19 protein-coding genes are annotated in these 16,294 nt (G+C 34.1%); 5 read left to right on the top strand and 14 right to left on the bottom strand.

Annotation, left to right across the window (positions count from 1 at the left end):
• Nucleotides 1–11 precede the first annotated feature (11 nt).
• From I586_RS07270 to I586_RS07250, 5 genes are all read right to left on the bottom strand, one after another.
• Entirely contained in the window at nt 12–533 is a 522-nt protein-coding gene (locus tag I586_RS07270) for a hypothetical protein (RefSeq protein ID WP_016249972.1), read from the bottom strand.
• 12 nt (nt 534–545) lie between these two features.
• Entirely contained in the window at nt 546–755 is a 210-nt protein-coding gene (locus tag I586_RS07265; RefSeq protein ID WP_010765799.1) for a hypothetical protein, read from the bottom strand.
• 93 nt (nt 756–848) lie between these two features.
• Nucleotides 849–1,934 carry a T7SS effector LXG polymorphic toxin gene (locus I586_RS07260; protein WP_010765800.1) on the bottom strand — a complete coding sequence of 362 codons (1,086 nt, stop codon included), beginning with the start codon at nt 1,932–1,934 and terminating at the stop codon, nt 849–851.
• Complete coding sequence (locus I586_RS07255; protein ID WP_010765801.1) at nt 1,927–2,277, bottom strand: hypothetical protein; 351 nt, start codon at nt 2,275–2,277, stop codon at nt 1,927–1,929. The genes I586_RS07260 and I586_RS07255 overlap by 8 nt, the downstream gene beginning before the upstream one ends.
• 37 nt (nt 2,278–2,314) lie before the next feature.
• On the bottom strand, nt 2,315–2,602 hold the full coding sequence (locus I586_RS07250; RefSeq protein ID WP_010765802.1) for a TIGR04197 family type VII secretion effector: 288 nt from the start codon (nt 2,600–2,602) through the stop codon (nt 2,315–2,317).
• A gap of 1,130 nt (nt 2,603–3,732) precedes the next feature.
• On the opposite strand from I586_RS07250, the gene I586_RS07245 reads away from it, so the two are divergent.
• Entirely contained in the window at nt 3,733–4,026 is a 294-nt protein-coding gene (locus I586_RS07245) for a hypothetical protein (RefSeq protein ID WP_010765803.1), read from the top strand.
• A 133-nt stretch (nt 4,027–4,159) separates the two neighbouring features.
• On the top strand, nt 4,160–5,281 hold the full coding sequence (locus I586_RS07240; protein ID WP_034702006.1) for a hypothetical protein: 1,122 nt from the start codon (nt 4,160–4,162) through the stop codon (nt 5,279–5,281).
• 220 nt (nt 5,282–5,501) lie between these two features.
• On the opposite strand, the gene I586_RS07235 is transcribed toward I586_RS07240, so the two are convergent.
• Nucleotides 5,502–6,740 carry a chloride channel protein gene (locus I586_RS07235; RefSeq protein ID WP_010765805.1) on the bottom strand — a complete coding sequence of 413 codons (1,239 nt, stop codon included), beginning with the start codon at nt 6,738–6,740 and terminating at the stop codon, nt 5,502–5,504.
• Between the two features lie 218 nt (nt 6,741–6,958).
• Between I586_RS07235 and I586_RS07230 the strand changes: the two genes are divergently transcribed.
• Both I586_RS07230 and I586_RS07225 read left to right on the top strand, forming a co-directional pair.
• Complete coding sequence (locus I586_RS07230; RefSeq protein WP_010765806.1) at nt 6,959–7,717, top strand: exodeoxyribonuclease III; 759 nt, start codon at nt 6,959–6,961, stop codon at nt 7,715–7,717.
• 126 nt (nt 7,718–7,843) lie between these two features.
• The gene (locus I586_RS07225; protein WP_010765807.1) at nt 7,844–8,377 is read left to right on the top strand and encodes a 3'-5' exonuclease; all 534 of its coding nucleotides are present in this window, start codon (nt 7,844–7,846) and stop codon (nt 8,375–8,377) included.
• A gap of 60 nt (nt 8,378–8,437) precedes the next feature.
• On the opposite strand, the gene I586_RS07220 is transcribed toward I586_RS07225, so the two are convergent.
• From I586_RS07220 to ahpC, 3 genes are all read right to left on the bottom strand, one after another.
• A complete protein-coding gene (locus I586_RS07220) occupies nt 8,438–9,463 on the bottom strand; it encodes an acyltransferase (RefSeq protein ID WP_034702003.1) in 1,026 nt (341 codons plus the stop codon).
• Nucleotides 9,464–9,671: 208 nt separating this feature from the next.
• Nucleotides 9,672–11,360 (bottom strand): FAD-dependent oxidoreductase, encoded by a 1,689-nt coding sequence (locus I586_RS07215; protein WP_010765809.1) that lies wholly within the window; start codon nt 11,358–11,360, stop codon nt 9,672–9,674.
• A gap of 98 nt (nt 11,361–11,458) precedes the next feature.
• The gene (gene ahpC / locus I586_RS07210) at nt 11,459–12,022 is read right to left on the bottom strand and encodes an alkyl hydroperoxide reductase subunit C (RefSeq protein WP_010760552.1); all 564 of its coding nucleotides are present in this window, start codon (nt 12,020–12,022) and stop codon (nt 11,459–11,461) included.
• A gap of 275 nt (nt 12,023–12,297) precedes the next feature.
• Between ahpC and I586_RS07205 the strand changes: the two genes are divergently transcribed.
• Nucleotides 12,298–12,990, top strand: coding sequence for an aspartate/glutamate racemase family protein (locus I586_RS07205; RefSeq protein ID WP_010765810.1), 693 nt, complete (start codon nt 12,298–12,300; stop codon nt 12,988–12,990).
• Between the two features lie 51 nt (nt 12,991–13,041).
• Here the strand turns inward: I586_RS07205 and I586_RS07200 are convergent, their stop codons facing one another.
• From I586_RS07200 to I586_RS07180, 5 genes are all read right to left on the bottom strand, one after another.
• Entirely contained in the window at nt 13,042–13,887 is an 846-nt protein-coding gene (locus tag I586_RS07200; protein WP_010765811.1) for an alpha/beta hydrolase, read from the bottom strand.
• A gap of 83 nt (nt 13,888–13,970) precedes the next feature.
• Complete coding sequence (locus I586_RS07195) at nt 13,971–14,597, bottom strand: endonuclease III domain-containing protein (RefSeq protein WP_010765812.1); 627 nt, start codon at nt 14,595–14,597, stop codon at nt 13,971–13,973.
• 77 nt (nt 14,598–14,674) lie between these two features.
• Nucleotides 14,675–15,355: an O-methyltransferase gene (locus I586_RS07190; protein ID WP_010765813.1), complete on the bottom strand. Its 681-nt coding sequence runs from the start codon at nt 15,353–15,355 to the stop codon at nt 14,675–14,677.
• 212 nt (nt 15,356–15,567) lie between these two features.
• Entirely contained in the window at nt 15,568–15,927 is a 360-nt protein-coding gene (locus tag I586_RS07185; protein WP_010765814.1) for a DUF1048 domain-containing protein, read from the bottom strand.
• Nucleotides 15,917–16,252, bottom strand: coding sequence for a PadR family transcriptional regulator (locus I586_RS07180; RefSeq protein WP_010765815.1), 336 nt, complete (start codon nt 16,250–16,252; stop codon nt 15,917–15,919). Before I586_RS07180 ends, I586_RS07185 begins: the two co-directional genes overlap by 11 nt.
• Nucleotides 16,253–16,294 lie beyond the last annotated feature (42 nt).

Genomic DNA, 16,294 nt, shown 5'->3' with positions numbered 1-16,294 from the left:
CAAATGCGATTCTAATTAATTTCTTTGTTCTCAATTATATTAAGAGATAGTTCATCACTCATTAAAATTCCAACAGGTTCTGTAAATTTATTGATATCTGTGCAAAAAAATACTTCCTCATCTTCTCTTTTTTGATGGAAACGAATAGTTAGAATATCGTCATTATAACTAAATAAATAGGCGATTTTGTAGTTTGTTAAAGTCAATAATCTGTTATTTAAGCATTGAACATATAGTAGTCCGATTTTATACTGTTCAATTACATTCAAAGGACTATCAAAGAAATCAATCATTCGACATTCAGTATTAGCAAATTCATATCCTGCCAGACTTCCATATGAAGAAACAACTCTCAAAAATTGCTCTTTTGATATAGAAGTTTCTTTACTAGATAATATTAAACAATCATACATTCTTTTTATGGAAATATTAAAAGCTTCTTGTATTTCTTTGATAGATATACATATCTTTTCATCAACGTTACTCATACTGACATTTTTAATTAGTTTTTCCATATTTTCGTTTGTTATCATTGTATACTCCTTCTACACTCCTAATATTTTTAAGGCTTTCTCAATTGCTCTTTGTATTTTTGGATTGTTTAAAAGTTTCTGAATCTTTTTTGGGGCAAGATCACCTGTATCTGGATCAATAAACTTTTTTAACTCAACATCATAACGCCATTTAGTATTGTTTGGTTCATGATAATGCACGTCTCCAGATTGTTTTCCAGGATCAAAATTCTCAACATCCACACGTTCAGTTTTTCCATTCTGCCATAGTGTCTTGCTATCAGTTTGCGTCCCATTGGCACCAAGCAGTGAGTCACCACCACCAATAGCACTAATTCATATCCCTGTAATCGCTTGTGCTACCCCCGCCGACACAGATTGAATCACTTCAGAAATAACCAATCCATCCGTTCTAACAAGCACAGGAATCATTTGCCCAGTTGCTGCATCCATTCCATATGCCATGGCTAGACCATTCCCTAACTCTACAATCCCTTTAACGATAATTTTGGCTCCACCATAAAGAAACGACATCCCTACAACAGTTGTATAGACTTTTCCAATAGGGCTATTCAAGAAATTATCTAACTCTCTTAAACGAAGCTCTGCCATCAATGCGATATACTCTATGGTTGCCTCAGAATCAAGTTTACCATTTTTATATACTTCGTAAATAGGATTTCCAAATTCGTCCATCCGAATTTTTACTTCATAGTTCGTATTCTTGAATTCTCGCTCTGTCCATCTTAGATTCACGTCTTTGATCCAAGAGGTATCTTTTAATGAGAAGCCTTTGCCGTTCCAACTCCCAGGACCAATACTGCCATCACCATTCATCCCTAATGCTTGCATTCCTTTTGCTAACAGGTTTCCTGTATCATTCAAACCATCAAAATGGCTTGTAGACTGATCACAGAACGCAAGAAACTTTTGAAGTTTTTCTTCTATCTTGGCTTTTTTGGCTTGATTACGGGTTATGCCTGCATCCATGCTATTGATTGCAGCTTGAAAAATCATTCCAAGCAGTTTGTCTTTATCGTCCGATAAATTTCGTTTGGCTTGAGCATAGCTATCTTTTGAGGATTGAAACTCTTGAATCAAATTATCCGCTTCATTGATTTGCTCTTGTAATTCTTCTGAATCTAAATCTTCGCTACCACATTGAGAGGTATAGGATTCTAAATAGTGTTCATTCGCTTGTACAACTGCCTCACTATGAAGAATCGCTGCTTTACACAGGGCTGGATAAACGCTTGAAAGATAAGATTTTATGGCGTCCATTCCATCTCCGCTCATTCCTACTGCAAACTGAATCCCTTGCGTTGCGGTTGAAACAGATTCCAATGCCTGACTATACGTTTTAGCATAAGACTTTATTTGTTCTGTTTGAGTTTGGACTTCACCAATCACCATCTTAACCATCGGCATCATCCTCCTCTCTGAGTGCTTGTAATTCTGCTTCATACAAGGTTTCGGAATACTCTTCTAATTGGCGTTTTTCCTTGTTTACTATTTCCTGTCCCTCATTCATTTCATCAAAAAATCGGCGTTCTTCTATACGAGTTTCTTCAATAATATCTTCAAAAAAAGAAAATTCATCTTGTCCGTGAAAATAGGCTAATATCCGTTCATTTTGTATCCGTTCCTTCGCAGCCAGCTGTCTATATTCTTCCATTTTACGTTCTAGTAACAGGCTAATCTGAACAGTTTTTTCTTGCTTTTCTTCGTTTTCAATTCGCTTCTTTCTAAGCTCATTCTCTTTCATAGCACCCACTCCTTAATTTAAACACTTCAATCCCTCGCTATTTCATCAAACCTGTAAAGGGTCTATCAAATAACTGTTTTGTCTGGGAGTCCGCTCGTTCAAACGTTGCTACAGCGCTGTGAATATTCGCTACATCACGGCTTAACAGTTGTTGGATTGTTGTGGAAGAGGATTTAAATTCTTCAAAAGTAGTAGTTGCTGTGGAATTTCCTGGCACCGTTGTCCCAGAAGAAAAGGTTACGGTTTGGGAGATTGTTAATTTATCGTTAGCTTGACCAATCTTGGTCGCCTGATTCTGAGCTTCTGCACTGTTAACATCAATCATTTTTCATACTCCTTAATATTTTTTTCAACCCTAATATCAAGTATATCTTAATAAAATATCGAATTAAATCACATATTTCTATCTATCTCTAACATGAATTTCTTTATCAAACAAAAAATTGGAAGTCAATGACTTCCAATTTGGAAAATAAAACTATTTTTTCTGTTATTTTATCTTATATATAGGGAATGATTTTTCGTGTTATTTAATAGCGTTTAAGAGGAAAATTTGGTTGCGTGTTCGCCTTCTTTTCGTATATACTTAGGAGGTAGAATAGAACAAAGAAAACAGCCCATCTGTAAACAAGCTGTTCAAATCAGAATATAAAATAAATTGGCACTTCATTATTTGGCGACAACCAAATAATTGAAGCCTTGTAACGACAGTGGTATCTGCCCAAACAAGTTGCCAATAGTGCTAGAAACATGTACTAGCTTCTTTTCTTATACCTAAAGTTTACCTATTTTGCCATAGGTTTGTTAACTTTTGGACTATTTCAGAGGAAGTGGTAGATGATTTTTAGAGACTATTGCTGACGATATTGGGAAATTTCCTGATATCGTTTTTTCTATTCTACAAATTCAAGTAAAGGAGGTTCGCTTCAAATTAAAACAAAAAAGGCACTTCATCACTTGGCGACAACCAACTGATGAAGCCTTGCATAGACAGTGGTATCTATCTATACAAGTTGCCAATTGCTAGCACAAAGTCCTAGCATTCTTTATTGTACCTAATTTTACTGGAATTTTCTAGTCTGTCTGGAAACTTTTTGTTAAAATCATGTACTTAATAAAGTTTGCATACTTTTTCTAGATAATTGATGGCGGTATTGGTAGTTTTAGGATGATAAAAAGTCGTTAAGTTTTGAGCAACTGAACTAAAAAAGGAATCAATGCACTTTTCGGATTGAGGCATTTTTAGGGAGTTTTTGAAAAAGTGACTTTTTCTCACTAACTGCTCCAATAACGTTTTTTGTTTTATCCCAAAAAAGGCGATAGAAATTCTACCAGACTGACAATGAGCATTCACTAGTCATTTCTACCGCTAATTTAATAAGTTGCCTAAGTCAATGCATACATTAAGAAGCGCTGAAGTACGAAATTCAGTGCTAAAAAAAGGAGAGAACCGTTATGAAAAACGAGTTACATAATCTAAAAGCAATCCCTTATCAAGACATTACTGATTTACAAGATTTACTAGATCATTTTGACTCTTGGCAAGAACCTCTTGCCATATTAGATCATTTCTTCCAATTCCGAACAGGTCCGATAAACAAGAAAAAAGTCATCAAAGAATATTATGCTTGTGGTCATTTGTTCCACGCTTTTTTCACAGAATTTATCCGTTTGGTGGAAGCTGAACAAATCAAAATTCATAAATTAGATCGTGAAAGAAAAGTAACCACTCATTTTATGAACAAGTAAAAACGAGGAGATGTCTCATTATTGACATCTCCTCTTCGCCTAATTCTATAAATAACTTTCACTATAATTAAAATGACCTTATTATCAAAAAGTAACTTATTTCTTATTATATAGTTTAATGGTATAATTGTTAATGGAGGTGTTTATTATTCCCAGAAAAGAAAAAAGATTGAAAACTACTCAAAAACAAAGGAACGGCCGAATTATGCTATTTATATCTATTATTCCGGCTATTCTTTCTATAATTACCATCACAGAAAAAGTAATTATTCCATTTCTAGGTACTATAGAAGTCACTCAGAATAAGACTGAACCAGTCTATAATCCTGAATCGTTAAATAACTCATATGTCATAGCAAAACCAACGGAGATTCAAGAATCAAATGATTCTTATTTCTTTCTTACGAATGTATCTACTCTACAAAATAGTACCTCAAAAAATTTAATAGTTTCTGATGCAACTATTGAAATAGACGACATTCAGCCGATAAAAGAAGCTGACTTAGAAGTTAGTTACGGTTTGGAGGATAATAAATTAATAATTTTTATTATCAACAACGGTTTAGAAAATTCGAAAAATTCAGAGTTCGAGCTGTTAGTTACATTTGAAGATATTGACCAAGTACAAAACAAATTATCATCTAAAGATGTCGAAAACTTATTCTTGACTAAAACAAAAAGAAAGGATTTACTATATTCTGGTGATATTTTAAAATCTTTTGAATTGAACCTTTCAGATGAACTACATAAACTATTTGAAAAGAACGAAAAATATCATGCTATTAAATTTGAAATAACTGAGTTAGTATCTAATAAAAAATTTGAAATACATCCCATCTACTATAATAGATCAGCTAAAAGTTTTACATTTGGTGGTATGGGTGCAGGTGGTCGAGATAAAACAGCTGTTCTTTTACTAGATGTCAACAATGCATCTAATAAATATTCTGTACCTGTAAATAAAAAGATTGCTGCTAATTCCACCGAACAGATTAATTTATTTATAGTGCCAAATCAGAGCAGTAAAATTATTTATTCTGTTAAATACTCTACTAGTAATTCAAAGTATACAAAAGCGACTAAAAAGATTGAGTCTACAATAACAGTGCCATTATACAACACAAGTTATTCACCAAATGGGCCTTTTTTCAAATCATTAATTAAAAATCAAATAACACGATATCAACACAATACTAATTCTAATCTACAAAAAGAAATAGGTTATGACTACAAAAAAGTTTTAGATAGCCATTAATGATACACCTTAGGTTGAACTAAGATAGAGTAACATAATCAGTAGCTTATTTTCAGATGGGCGTTAAGAAAGTGAACTGTATTTCTTGGTTCATTATGAATAACAAGCATGAAGGATGCTTTGGTCGCTTAGTATCGAGTAAAAATACTTTTTTACTCGATAGTTCTAAGACAACAACGCCTATTCACATAAAAATATTCTTAGTCCGATACATGATATTTTATTCTATTTTTTGATTCACTGTTTTCTTTTGGATGAATCGATTTGACCCTTTTTTCGCAAGAAATAAAATAGTTGCTACCGCTAAAATAATTGGGCTTAAATTGATTGGGAAAAATAACATCATAAATAGTCCTACTGGAAAGGGTGCTTTGATAATCGCAATTGCAATACTGGTACTCACAACAGCAACAATCAATAAGCGGTCCGTTTGTGGAATTAATTGTGATACAGCAAATCCTTGAATGATTGCCGCAAATACGATAGGGAAAATATCTCCACCAATCCAACCTGTATTCAGACAGATTTGTAGGAATAACAATTTGAGCAACGCAATCATCGTCAATACTAAAAATGAAGCTTCGCTTCCTACAAATGGAGCAAGTGACAGCGATAGTTGTCCAGAAAAGAGTAAGTTAGGGAAAAAAATACCTATTAGAAAAATTGCTACTGAGCCAATCAATGCCTTCCGAATCGGAAACTCTTGCCAAAAATCGAAGCGTTTCTTCAGAAAAAGAGTAAACAGACTGTAACATTTTCCAAATAAGACCCCAAAAACGATCAAAGGCAATCCTATCCACAGATTTTTCCATACCCAATTGGATTCACCCATTTTCGAAACAAAGGAAGGCTGCCCAGTCATTTTCATCAGAAGAACAAACGTGACTAACCCATTAACAATAAATAATAGATAAAAGAGCTTTTTTTTCATTTTTTGTTGTTCTTCTACAGCTCTTTTTTCGTCGTATGACAACAAATATCTTTTGGGATCCATTAAGCGTACTATTCTTTTTGACATAGCTGCGTCTTTTAGCTCATCATAATTAAAATAATAATAACGCATTTTATCCGCTTGCCAAACAGATAAATAAATAACTGCACTTAGTAATCCCGCCTCTGGACCAACGCCTGCACCAAAAACCAACACAATAAGAGCAATCAACAGGCTACGAAAAACACTACTATGATCTAATGTTTTTGTTTGTTTTAATTCTGCCACTGAATCATGAACCGTATGAGGTAAATTTCCCCATTTTTTTCGATAAAATCCTAATAAAAAACCACCGATTAAAGTAATGCCCAAAATATACAACACTCGAAAATGATTATCTGGTGTTACTAAATTCCAAAGTGCTTCCGATCCTATTCCTTCTAATCTTAAAAAGATAAATGCTATCACACCAATAATACTACTTAATACAATTCCGTATATCAATAAACCCGTCTCTTTAATAGTCAATTTAATAAACCCTTTCACTCTAAAAAATTTAAGCAGAATCCTACTTCTTTCCCTATAACTTTATCACAAATCTAAATACCTGAATACAAAAATGATATGATCCACTCGGATTCAGAAAATTAGCAAAGAATACCAAAATCTAGATTATGTATGGTAAACTATTCTAAAGTCTTATTCACAATAAAGAATAGATCATGTAATTTTTAGGAGGTCCAAATATGAAATGTATATCATGGAATGTCAACGGCTTACGTGCTGTTGTTAAAAAGAACTTCATGGAAGTATTTAACGAATTAGATGCAGACTTTTTCTGTTTACAAGAAACAAAATTACAAGAAGGTCAAATCGATCTGGATCTACCTGGCTATCATCAGTATTGGAATTACGCTGAGAAAAAAGGCTACTCTGGAACAGCAATTTTTGCTAAAGAAGAAGCACTCAATGTGCGTTATGGCATGGGACTTGAAGAACATGACCAAGAAGGACGCTTGATTACTTTAGAATATCCAAACTTCTTTATGATCACATGCTATACCCCAAACTCACAAAATGAATTGAAACGTTTGGATTACCGCATGACTTGGGAAGATGCTTTTCGTGACTATTTAAACGAATTGAGCAAAGTAAAACCAGTGATTTTATGTGGTGACTTAAATGTTGCTCATCAAAATATCGATTTGAAAAACTGGAAAACCAACCAAAAAAATGCTGGTTTTACGCCAGAAGAACGTGGAAAATTTACAGAATTATTGGATAGTGGTTTTATTGATACATACCGCTATTTCTATCCTGATAAAGAAGGCGTTTATTCTTGGTGGAGCTACCGTTTTAATGCTCGGAAAAATAATGCTGGATGGAGAATCGATTATTTTGTCGTTTCTGATGGTTTAAAAGAGACTTTGACAAGTGCAAAGATCCACACTGAAATTACTGGTAGTGATCATTGTCCAGTTGAGGTTGATTTAACGATTGCTTAACGAGAGGACGCTTCTCTCGTTTTTCATTTAATTTCTGTTAATATTTTAGAATTAGGCTTACTATCTGCTATTTATTTTGTTATACTGCATGTATGAATTAATTTAGAACTGAAAGGGATAATGAACATGAATTTTTATTCCATAGACTTTGAAACAGCCAGTTATGCTAAGCATAGCGCTTGTTCTGTCGCATTAGTAAAGGTAGAAAATAATAAAATCGTTGATGAATACTATTCTCTCATTAAGCCAGAAACAGATTTTTTCTGGAAAAATATTCAGATCCATGGTATTAAACCAGAAGATGTCGTTGATGCACCAAAGTTTCCTGATGTTTGGCAGCAAATCCAATCTTGTTTCAAACCAAATAGTTTAGTGGTTGCTCATAATGCTCCCTTTGACTGTGGCGTTTTATCTGGATGCTTGGATTATTACGGAATCAATCAGCCGAATTATCTTTCATTGTGTACTGTCAAAACGAGTCGTAAGTTATTTCCTGAACTTCCAAATCACAAATTGAACACGATTTGTGATACGCTAGATATCCAGTTGAATAATCACCATGATGCACTGGAAGATAGTCGAGCTTGTGCCGAAATTTTACTCTATCAAGAAAAACATTTTGGTGTGGAGCCTTTGAAGAAACTCGTTACGATAAAATAAATCTTGCAAAAAAAACTAGTTGTGCGGAATGTCTAAACCGCCAACTAGTTTTTCTTTTAATTAAGCAATGTGTACTATTTTAAATATTTTTTGCCTAAAAATATCAATAAACGAACAAATAAAGTAAACAGATACCACAATAATAATTGTTTCTACTACCAAATTTGAATCATTATATGACTCTTTGTAAGCTGTCAATTCTTTCCATAAATAGGGACGGACAAATTTATTATCATGTATAAGATAAACACCTAAAGTTGCTGAACCTACTAAATTTATCACTGGAATAGTCCGCACTCTCCAGTTTTTGAATCCACAAAAAAGAAACACAGCTAACACGAGATAAATAGGACTACTAATATCAAAAATCAAACTTTTGGAAAGAGTATTTTTTGCTTCTAAATTGTACTTATCAAGCTCAATAATCAGCAAAAAAATTACACTCACGATAACAAAACTTTTTAGAAAGTAATTCTTTGCACTTTTCGAAAAATATTCTGGATACTCTCTGATATACGCAGCAATTAGGTATACAAAAAGAAACCAAAGGCCATTTTCAGTATTACTATGCATACCGTTTAGCGTCATGATCACGGGTTTAATCGATAAAAAGACAAATAATATTAGTAAGATAAAGATATGTTGCCTTCTAACCATATGTTTAACTAAAATGTTCATGATAGGCGCTAAACAATAAAATAATACATAGTAACTGACAAACCAATACTGATTAAATGTTATCGGCATTCCTACTGTAATTAGATTTTTCCAATCTAAAATCGGAGCCTCTTTCGAATAAAACACCATTACTAAAAAAATACCAACCGAATAAAAAAAAACTTCAAACCATAACAAAAATATTTTTTTTGGTTTAAAGCTCGTTTTAACTAAAAAATACCCACTAATGAGTAAAAAACAATTCACTCCAAATTTTCCTGCTGAGCCAACAATATCAAGAAATATTTGCTTGTTGATTGTCCCTTCTTCAAAATGCCAAGTTGAGTGGATAGCATAGTGATGCATAATAATTAAAAATGCACTAAGTATGCGAAATAACTCAAAATTTGACTGTCTACCTCTTTTCATTTTATTCACCCTTACTCCTTAAAACAACTACGTTATACCCTCTTCATATTATACTCTTTTTAAGTAGCTTTAAAACCTATATAACAAACAAAAAACGTTATTTATTTGCGTTGTCGAAACCTCTTTTATTTTAGAGTGAAAATTGAATCACTAATTCCTTGTTGTTCACAAGATATCAGTGATTCAATATTTTTCATGTTCTTTAATTTTATTTTTCTAAAATCTCAACGATCTCATCCATATTTTTAGAGCCAAAAACAATCTCCTGATCATCGATAATCATCGCAGGGACGCTCATGATTTTCTTTTCTGTTTTCAACTCTGGGAAAACCCCGATATCGATCATTTCAGCTTCAACGTTATGATTGATTGACGCGATTCGTTGACAAGCTGCTACAACGTCGGGACAATAATGACATGTCAATGAAACAAAAATCTGAACTTTCTTTTTCGGTAATTCTTTTATTTTATTTACGACTGGCTCTTCAATTGGTTGTCCAGCACTTCCAACATTATAAACAGCTAACACGATTGAATTGACTTCATGCCCACTTGGAATACCGCTAAATTTGATTCCTGTGTACTCGCCTTGGTCATTTAAGACAACAACACTTGGTAATTTATCAATGCCATATTTCGCTTCTAATTCGGAGTCTGCACCTTTTTGAACTGTTTCTAAAAGAATTTTATCACTTAATGATGCAAATTCAGTTAGGAAAGAATTTAATTCAAGGGATTTCTCTTCACTGCTATCCATGACTTGTAATAAGGTTACATTTTTTGTTAATTTACCAAAAATACCACCAAGTTGTTCTCTCATTGCATCTGGGAACCATGTGTTATTTCCAGTAGTTGCTTTAGCAGTTTTCTTCTCTGCTTTTGGTTGTGTTTCTTTCGTTTCGGCATGTTGCTTCGCTAAACGTTTTTCCATCCGTTCATTGACAATCGGTAAGCCAGCTTTTGTTTTTTCTTCTGTGATATATTTTTGCGCATTCGTTGCCGCGATCGCGCCATCTGCAACAGCAGTTACGATTTGACGTAATTCTTTGATACGTAGGTCTCCCGCAGCATAAACTCCTGGTACATTGGTTTCCATATTTTCATTCGTTGGAACATACCCACGATCTAATTCGACTTTTCCTTCAAAAATTTCTGTGCTTGGTTTATTTCCAGCGAAAACAAACATCCCAAACGTACTATCAGCTGGTGCTTCGTAGGTTGTTTCTTCGCCTGTTTCATTATTGACAAATACAGCTTTACGAACAAAGTCATCACCCGTAATTTCTTTGACTTCTGTATTGTAGACGATTTTAATATCTGGATGTTGTTTGGCTGCTTCTGCTGTTAATTTTGCACAAGTAAAATCTGGTTCACGAATGATCATTGTGACAGATTTTCCGTAACGAGTTAAATAAACGGCTTCTTCTGCTGCAGCATATCCACCACCAAGTACAAAAATATCTAAGCCTTGGAAGAATTCACCATCACAAGTAGAACAGTACGCAATGCCGCGTCCTGTAAATTCAACTTCACCTGGGAAACCGATTTTGCGTGCTGAAGCACCTGTTGCGATGATTACAGCATAAGCTTGATACGTTTTTGTTGCGGATTTGACTGTTTTGACTGTTTGACTTAAATCGACATCAATAATTTCATCTGTTGTAAATTCAACACCGAAATCTAGCGCTTGTAAACGCATATCTTCCATTAATTCAGGGCCAGTTGTTGCACGAATCGCTGGATAATTCACGATTTCAGATGTTGTTGTTACTTGTCCACCGATTTTGTCTTTTTCGATGATTAATGTGTCTAACATCGCACGACCAGCATAAATCCCTGCTGATAATGCCGCTGATCCGCCACCAATCACGATCAAATCATATATTTCTTGACTCATGTATGTTCTCCTTTTTTGTCTATCTGATTATTTTGATTAATACATTTTAAGAAAGACTCCCCTATAAAAGGAAGTCTTATTGTCGTCTATTTAAATGTTTAGATTTTACCAACTAAGTCTAAACTTGGTGCGATTGTTTCTTCGCCTGGTTTCCAGTTTGCTGGACAAACTTTGTCGCCGTGTTTTGCTACAAATTGAGACGCTTCTAATTTACGTACTAATTCATCTGCATTACGGCCGATTCCCATATCATTGATTTCGTATGACTTGATTTCGCCTTCTGGGCTAACGATAAATGTTCCACGGTACGCTTGACCTAAGTCTTCGTTTAAAACGCCAAAGAAGCGAGCAATTTTTCCATTTGGGTCAGCTAACATTGGGTATTTGATTTTACCGATCGTATCTGTCGCATCTGCCCATGCTTTATGAACAAAGTGACTATCTTCTGATACTGAGTAAACTTCACAATTCAACTCTTTTAAGTGATCATAATGATCTTGCATGTCCCCTAATTCTGTTGGACAAACAAATGAAAAGTCAGCTGGATAGAAGAAGAAAATACTCCATTTACCTAATACATCTGCTGTTGATACTTTGATGAAGTCTCCATCTTGATATGCGTCACATTCGAAATCTAATAGTTTTGTGTTAATTAAGTTCATCTACATATTCCTCCTAATTTTTAAAAGCATAACGGGCTCGTTTAGCTAGACATTTTTCTACACTCTTAGCGTATCAATTTAAAATTATTATGTCAATAGAATTATTATAGTTTAGTTATTTTATTTTTGCTATTTTTGTCTTTTCTTTGAGAAAATAGCTCTTTCATTCTCAATACCATGAAAAAATTTCTCTTTAAACTACCTTAAATAAAGTCATCAACATTTCCTTTATTTTTTGGTATACTTAACAAAAATAATAAGTGGAGGAAACCAAAATGAAAACAATTGGGTTATTAGGTGGGATGAGCTGGGAAAGTTCCGCTGATTATTATAGACTGATAAACGAAACAATCAAAACTAAATTAGGTGGTTTGCATTCTGCAAAATGTATTTTATTTAGTGTTGATTTTCAAGAGATCGAAGCTTGTCAATTTTCAAATCAGTGGGATAAAAGCGCTGACCTTTTAGCACAAGCTTGCCTTTCTTTAGAAAAAGCAGGTGCAGATTATATCGTTATTTGTACAAATACGATGCACAAAGTAGCCAATGAAATCCAAGCAAGAATCTCTATTCCAATTCTTCATATTGCTAAGGTAACTGCCACTGAATTAAAACAACATACGATTAAAAGAGTTGGACTATTAGGAACAAAATTTACAATGGAAGAAGATTTTTATAAACAAATCATTCAAGATCATGACATAGATGTCATCATTCCAAATTCTTCGGAGCGTGAGCGAATTAGTAGCATTATTTATGAAGAGCTATGCTTAGGTCAAATAACACCTCAGTCCAAAAAGTTTTATTTGGACGTTATCCACAATTTACATCAACAAGGAGCACAAGGCATTATTTTAGGTTGCACAGAAATCGGGATGCTAATCAAGCAAGTAGATACGACCGTTCCTCTTTTTGATACGACGAAAATCCACGCTGTCCAAGCGGCTTTAGCTTCTTTAGAAAAATAGCTAAAAAGAGGAGACACCAAAAATTAATGCTTTTTGGGTCTCCTCTTTTTTTTACCAGAAGAAATTTGTTAGTATGTTAATAACTTCTTCGTTTTCAACTAGTTCACTATGGCTAGTATCAATGCCTTGAATCAGTACTTCTTGATATTCCGCTACGTTTTCCTGATAAATATACCGTCCTGAAAAAACACTTTTAACAGGAACTGTATTGTCTGAAGCAGAGTCTCCGACCTCTCCAGCTATATTCAACATCTTGATCGTATTAGGTATATTTTCCGATCCTTTTAAATAGCCGTTTAAAAGTTCACTTGTTTCTTTTATATGCGTAAATGAAGTCACTGCCTCATTATATTTTTTTGACGTATCATTGTATGGTGTACCTACTGTTATCAGCTTCGCTATTTTTGGATCACTTGCTTGCTGGAACGCTTCTAGATAAGAGGTGATAACTAAGCCACCATTAGAATGTCCTAGGTAATTATAGGTTTCAAAGAAATACTTTTCTTGTATATAACGCAATGCTGATTGGTACCATTTTCCTTGAATCGGTAATGTGTCATCACTGCTGTCTTCAAAAGCAATCACAATCATAGGGTGTTCGGTCGAACTTGTTAGTTTTCCTTTAGAAGTAACCGTTCCATCTGTTGCTACCGTCACTTTGAGTACATCAGCTGTTTTATCTATTGTTTTGATCAACCCATTGAAGCGATTTACAGTTCCATTTGTCCCTGGAACTAAAATCGTTGGTGTTTGAATAGTTACAGGTTCACTTGACGGTGTAAATTTTTCAGCAAATGCCGTTAAACTTTTTTGAAATAATAGAAAGAACACTAGAACAACACCTACAATCAAAAGTATTTTCGGCCCTTTTCTTTTTATGTTTTGTTCATTCTTCATGACGTTCTCTCCCTCCGATAAAGAAAGTGTACGCCCTGAAACTTAAATGAAGATTAAACACCAAATAAAGAAAATAAACTAGTTTAAGAAATCAAAAATGATTCATCCATCATCTTGTCTTTATTAAAATGCTTTCCATGAACATCTATCGTAGCATGCCACTCTTTGCACAACTTATGAGAAATCGATTCTGTTAAATGAATAAACTCCTTACGCATTTCCTCATAGTTTTTATAGGGTCCAAAACCTAAACGATTAAATAGACGAATCGCATATTGATCCGAGATAAAAACATTTCGTTCAAAGATATAAAGTAGCATCGCATCCGCTGTTTCTGACCCAACGCCTTTAATCGTCAAAAGTTCTTTTCTAAGCTCATCAGTAGAATAGGCTTTAAATTTATCAAAATCACTGCCATGCGACATAAACCAATTGATCAAGGCTTTGATATAGTTACTTTTTTGGGTAAAAAATCCTGCTGGACGAATCAGTTCTTGTAAAGTTTCCAACTCTATTGTCTGCAAGCTTTCTACAGTCAAATAAGGAGCTAAATTTTCTAACGCTTTATGTGCATTTTTTTCAGTCGTTTGTTGGATCAAAATCATCGATACCCAATCAGAAATTCGATTTTCATCTTCCCACCAATGTTGATAACCATAATGTGCTACTAAATTATTTAACACTTGAACTTTCTCTTTATCTGACCTCATCAATATTCACTCCTTTATTATCACATAAAAAAAACTTAGATCAAAATAATTAAATCCTGATCCAAGCCGTAAAATCATTATTCAGTTATTTCTCGTTCTTTTGTGATCATGATCACACCATCACCTAACGGCAACAAAGTTGACGTCAAATCAGGATGGGTCATGACTGTATCTAAAAATTGATTCAACTTTCTATGGATCGTTCTTTGACTGCGTGGGATGTCCTCGATAGGATCTAAAATCGTTCCTGCTTGGAATACATCATCTACCATCAATACGCCACCAACACGTAATAAACGCAAACATTCCGGCAAAAATTCAATATATTTGGATTTAGCGCTGTCCATAAAAATAAAGTCATATGGTCCAGTTAATGTCGGTAATACTTCTGCTGCTTGTCCTTCTAATAACGTCACTTTATCTGTTAATCCTAAACGTTCATATGTAACTTTCGCTTTTCTAATCATTACATCAAACCGATCAATCGTCGTGACATGTCCGTCTTCTCCGACGTATTGTGCCATTAGGCTTGAAGAAAAACCAATTGCCGTACCTATTTCGAGAATATTCTTGGGTTTGATTTGATCTAAGAAAAATTGTAAGAACACGACTGTTTCATGAGGAATGATCGGTACTCCAGCTTCATGAGCTTCTTCTTCGATTACCCCAAGCTCTCCTTGAACTTTCTTTTGTTTATTTCGCATAAAATCAACAAGTTCTTGTTTCACAACTGGTCGATGCATCATTTCGTTACGCATATTATTGCTCCTTTTACTGTGAAACACAGCGAATATTTTTATGAGCTGATGTTGAACAGTACAAGGAACACATCTGATTCCTTGGTCCTTTTACTATCTTAATCTTTTTTCTACATCAGATTTACTATTGATAAAATTTACTTCTTTATTATACGAATAGAAAGATATGATGTCAAAAAAGAATTTTCATCCTTTATACTAATGCTTCTTGATTAGTTATTAATTTTTTTAACAATTCGTTCGTTCATCTTCCGCTTTAGTTCATTGATTCGTGTTTTAGCCTGCATTTCATGTAATGTATTTTCTGCAAACGACCCTACATCTTCACCAACTAATTGTAAGACAGGTATATTATTTGTCGCACCTTCTTCAAAGAAATCCAACAATTCTAACATCGGCGGAAGCATATCCATTCCATCGCCTGCTGTAAACTCCCATAAAAATTTTTGAACTTCTTTATAAACGACTTGATAGTCCGCCGGCAATTCTTTTAATCGTGCCATTTGTTTATTGTATTCTACCTTATCGGCATGAACTTGTTTGAAATAGTTAATCACATTTTTATTTTTCATCCTCTTGTCCCTCCTTCAATCGATCAATCTGTCCTGAAATAAATGACCAACGTTGCCAAAACAAAGCGAGTTCTTTTTGTCCAGCTTCATTTAACGAATAAAATTTGCGCATTGGCCCCACTGTTGATTTTTTCTTTGCAATCGTAACGAATTGCTTTTTTTCTAAGCGTAAAAGAATGGTATAAACTGTTCCTTCCACGATATCTTCAAATCCATACTTTTGTAAATTACTCGTTATTTCATATCCATATGTTTCATGTCGATTGATGATTTCTAGAATAACACCTTCTAAAACTCCCTTTAGCATTTCTGTCGTTCCGTTCATAGTTCCCACCGCCTACTCTTTATACTGTTAATCTAACCTCTT

The sequence above is a fragment of the Enterococcus moraviensis ATCC BAA-383 genome (assembly GCF_000407445.1).
Lineage (GTDB): Bacteria > Bacillota > Bacilli > Lactobacillales > Enterococcaceae > Enterococcus_L > Enterococcus_L moraviensis.
The sequence above is the reverse complement of the archived record's forward strand: the minus strand, read 5'-3'. Positions and strand labels throughout refer to the sequence as shown.

Coding starts and splice junctions, on each gene's coding strand:
- I586_RS07195 (WP_010765812.1), bottom strand. CDS start 14,597: ATGAGGTCAGATAAAGAGAAAGTTCAAGTGTTAAATAATTTAGTAGCA.
- I586_RS07250 (WP_010765802.1), bottom strand. CDS start 2,602: ATGATTGATGTTAACAGTGCAGAAGCTCAGAATCAGGCGACCAAGATT.
- I586_RS07255 (WP_010765801.1), bottom strand. CDS start 2,277: ATGAAAGAGAATGAGCTTAGAAAGAAGCGAATTGAAAACGAAGAAAAG.
- I586_RS07245 (WP_010765803.1), top strand. CDS start 3,733: ATGAAAAACGAGTTACATAATCTAAAAGCAATCCCTTATCAAGACATT.
- I586_RS07190 (WP_010765813.1), bottom strand. CDS start 15,355: ATGCGTAACGAAATGATGCATCGACCAGTTGTGAAACAAGAACTTGTT.
- I586_RS07200 (WP_010765811.1), bottom strand. CDS start 13,887: ATGAAGAATGAACAAAACATAAAAAGAAAAGGGCCGAAAATACTTTTG.
- I586_RS07205 (WP_010765810.1), top strand. CDS start 12,298: ATGAAAACAATTGGGTTATTAGGTGGGATGAGCTGGGAAAGTTCCGCT.
- ahpC (WP_010760552.1), bottom strand. CDS start 12,022: ATGAACTTAATTAACACAAAACTATTAGATTTCGAATGTGACGCATAT.
- I586_RS07270 (WP_016249972.1), bottom strand. CDS start 533: ATGATAACAAACGAAAATATGGAAAAACTAATTAAAAATGTCAGTATG.
- I586_RS07260 (WP_010765800.1), bottom strand. CDS start 1,934: ATGGTTAAGATGGTGATTGGTGAAGTCCAAACTCAAACAGAACAAATA.
- I586_RS07180 (WP_010765815.1), bottom strand. CDS start 16,252: ATGAACGGAACGACAGAAATGCTAAAGGGAGTTTTAGAAGGTGTTATT.
- I586_RS07240 (WP_034702006.1), top strand. CDS start 4,160: ATGGAGGTGTTTATTATTCCCAGAAAAGAAAAAAGATTGAAAACTACT.
- I586_RS07215 (WP_010765809.1), bottom strand. CDS start 11,360: ATGAGTCAAGAAATATATGATTTGATCGTGATTGGTGGCGGATCAGCG.
- I586_RS07225 (WP_010765807.1), top strand. CDS start 7,844: ATGAATTTTTATTCCATAGACTTTGAAACAGCCAGTTATGCTAAGCAT.
- I586_RS07220 (WP_034702003.1), bottom strand. CDS start 9,463: ATGAAAAGAGGTAGACAGTCAAATTTTGAGTTATTTCGCATACTTAGT.
- I586_RS07230 (WP_010765806.1), top strand. CDS start 6,959: ATGAAATGTATATCATGGAATGTCAACGGCTTACGTGCTGTTGTTAAA.
- I586_RS07185 (WP_010765814.1), bottom strand. CDS start 15,927: ATGAAAAATAAAAATGTGATTAACTATTTCAAACAAGTTCATGCCGAT.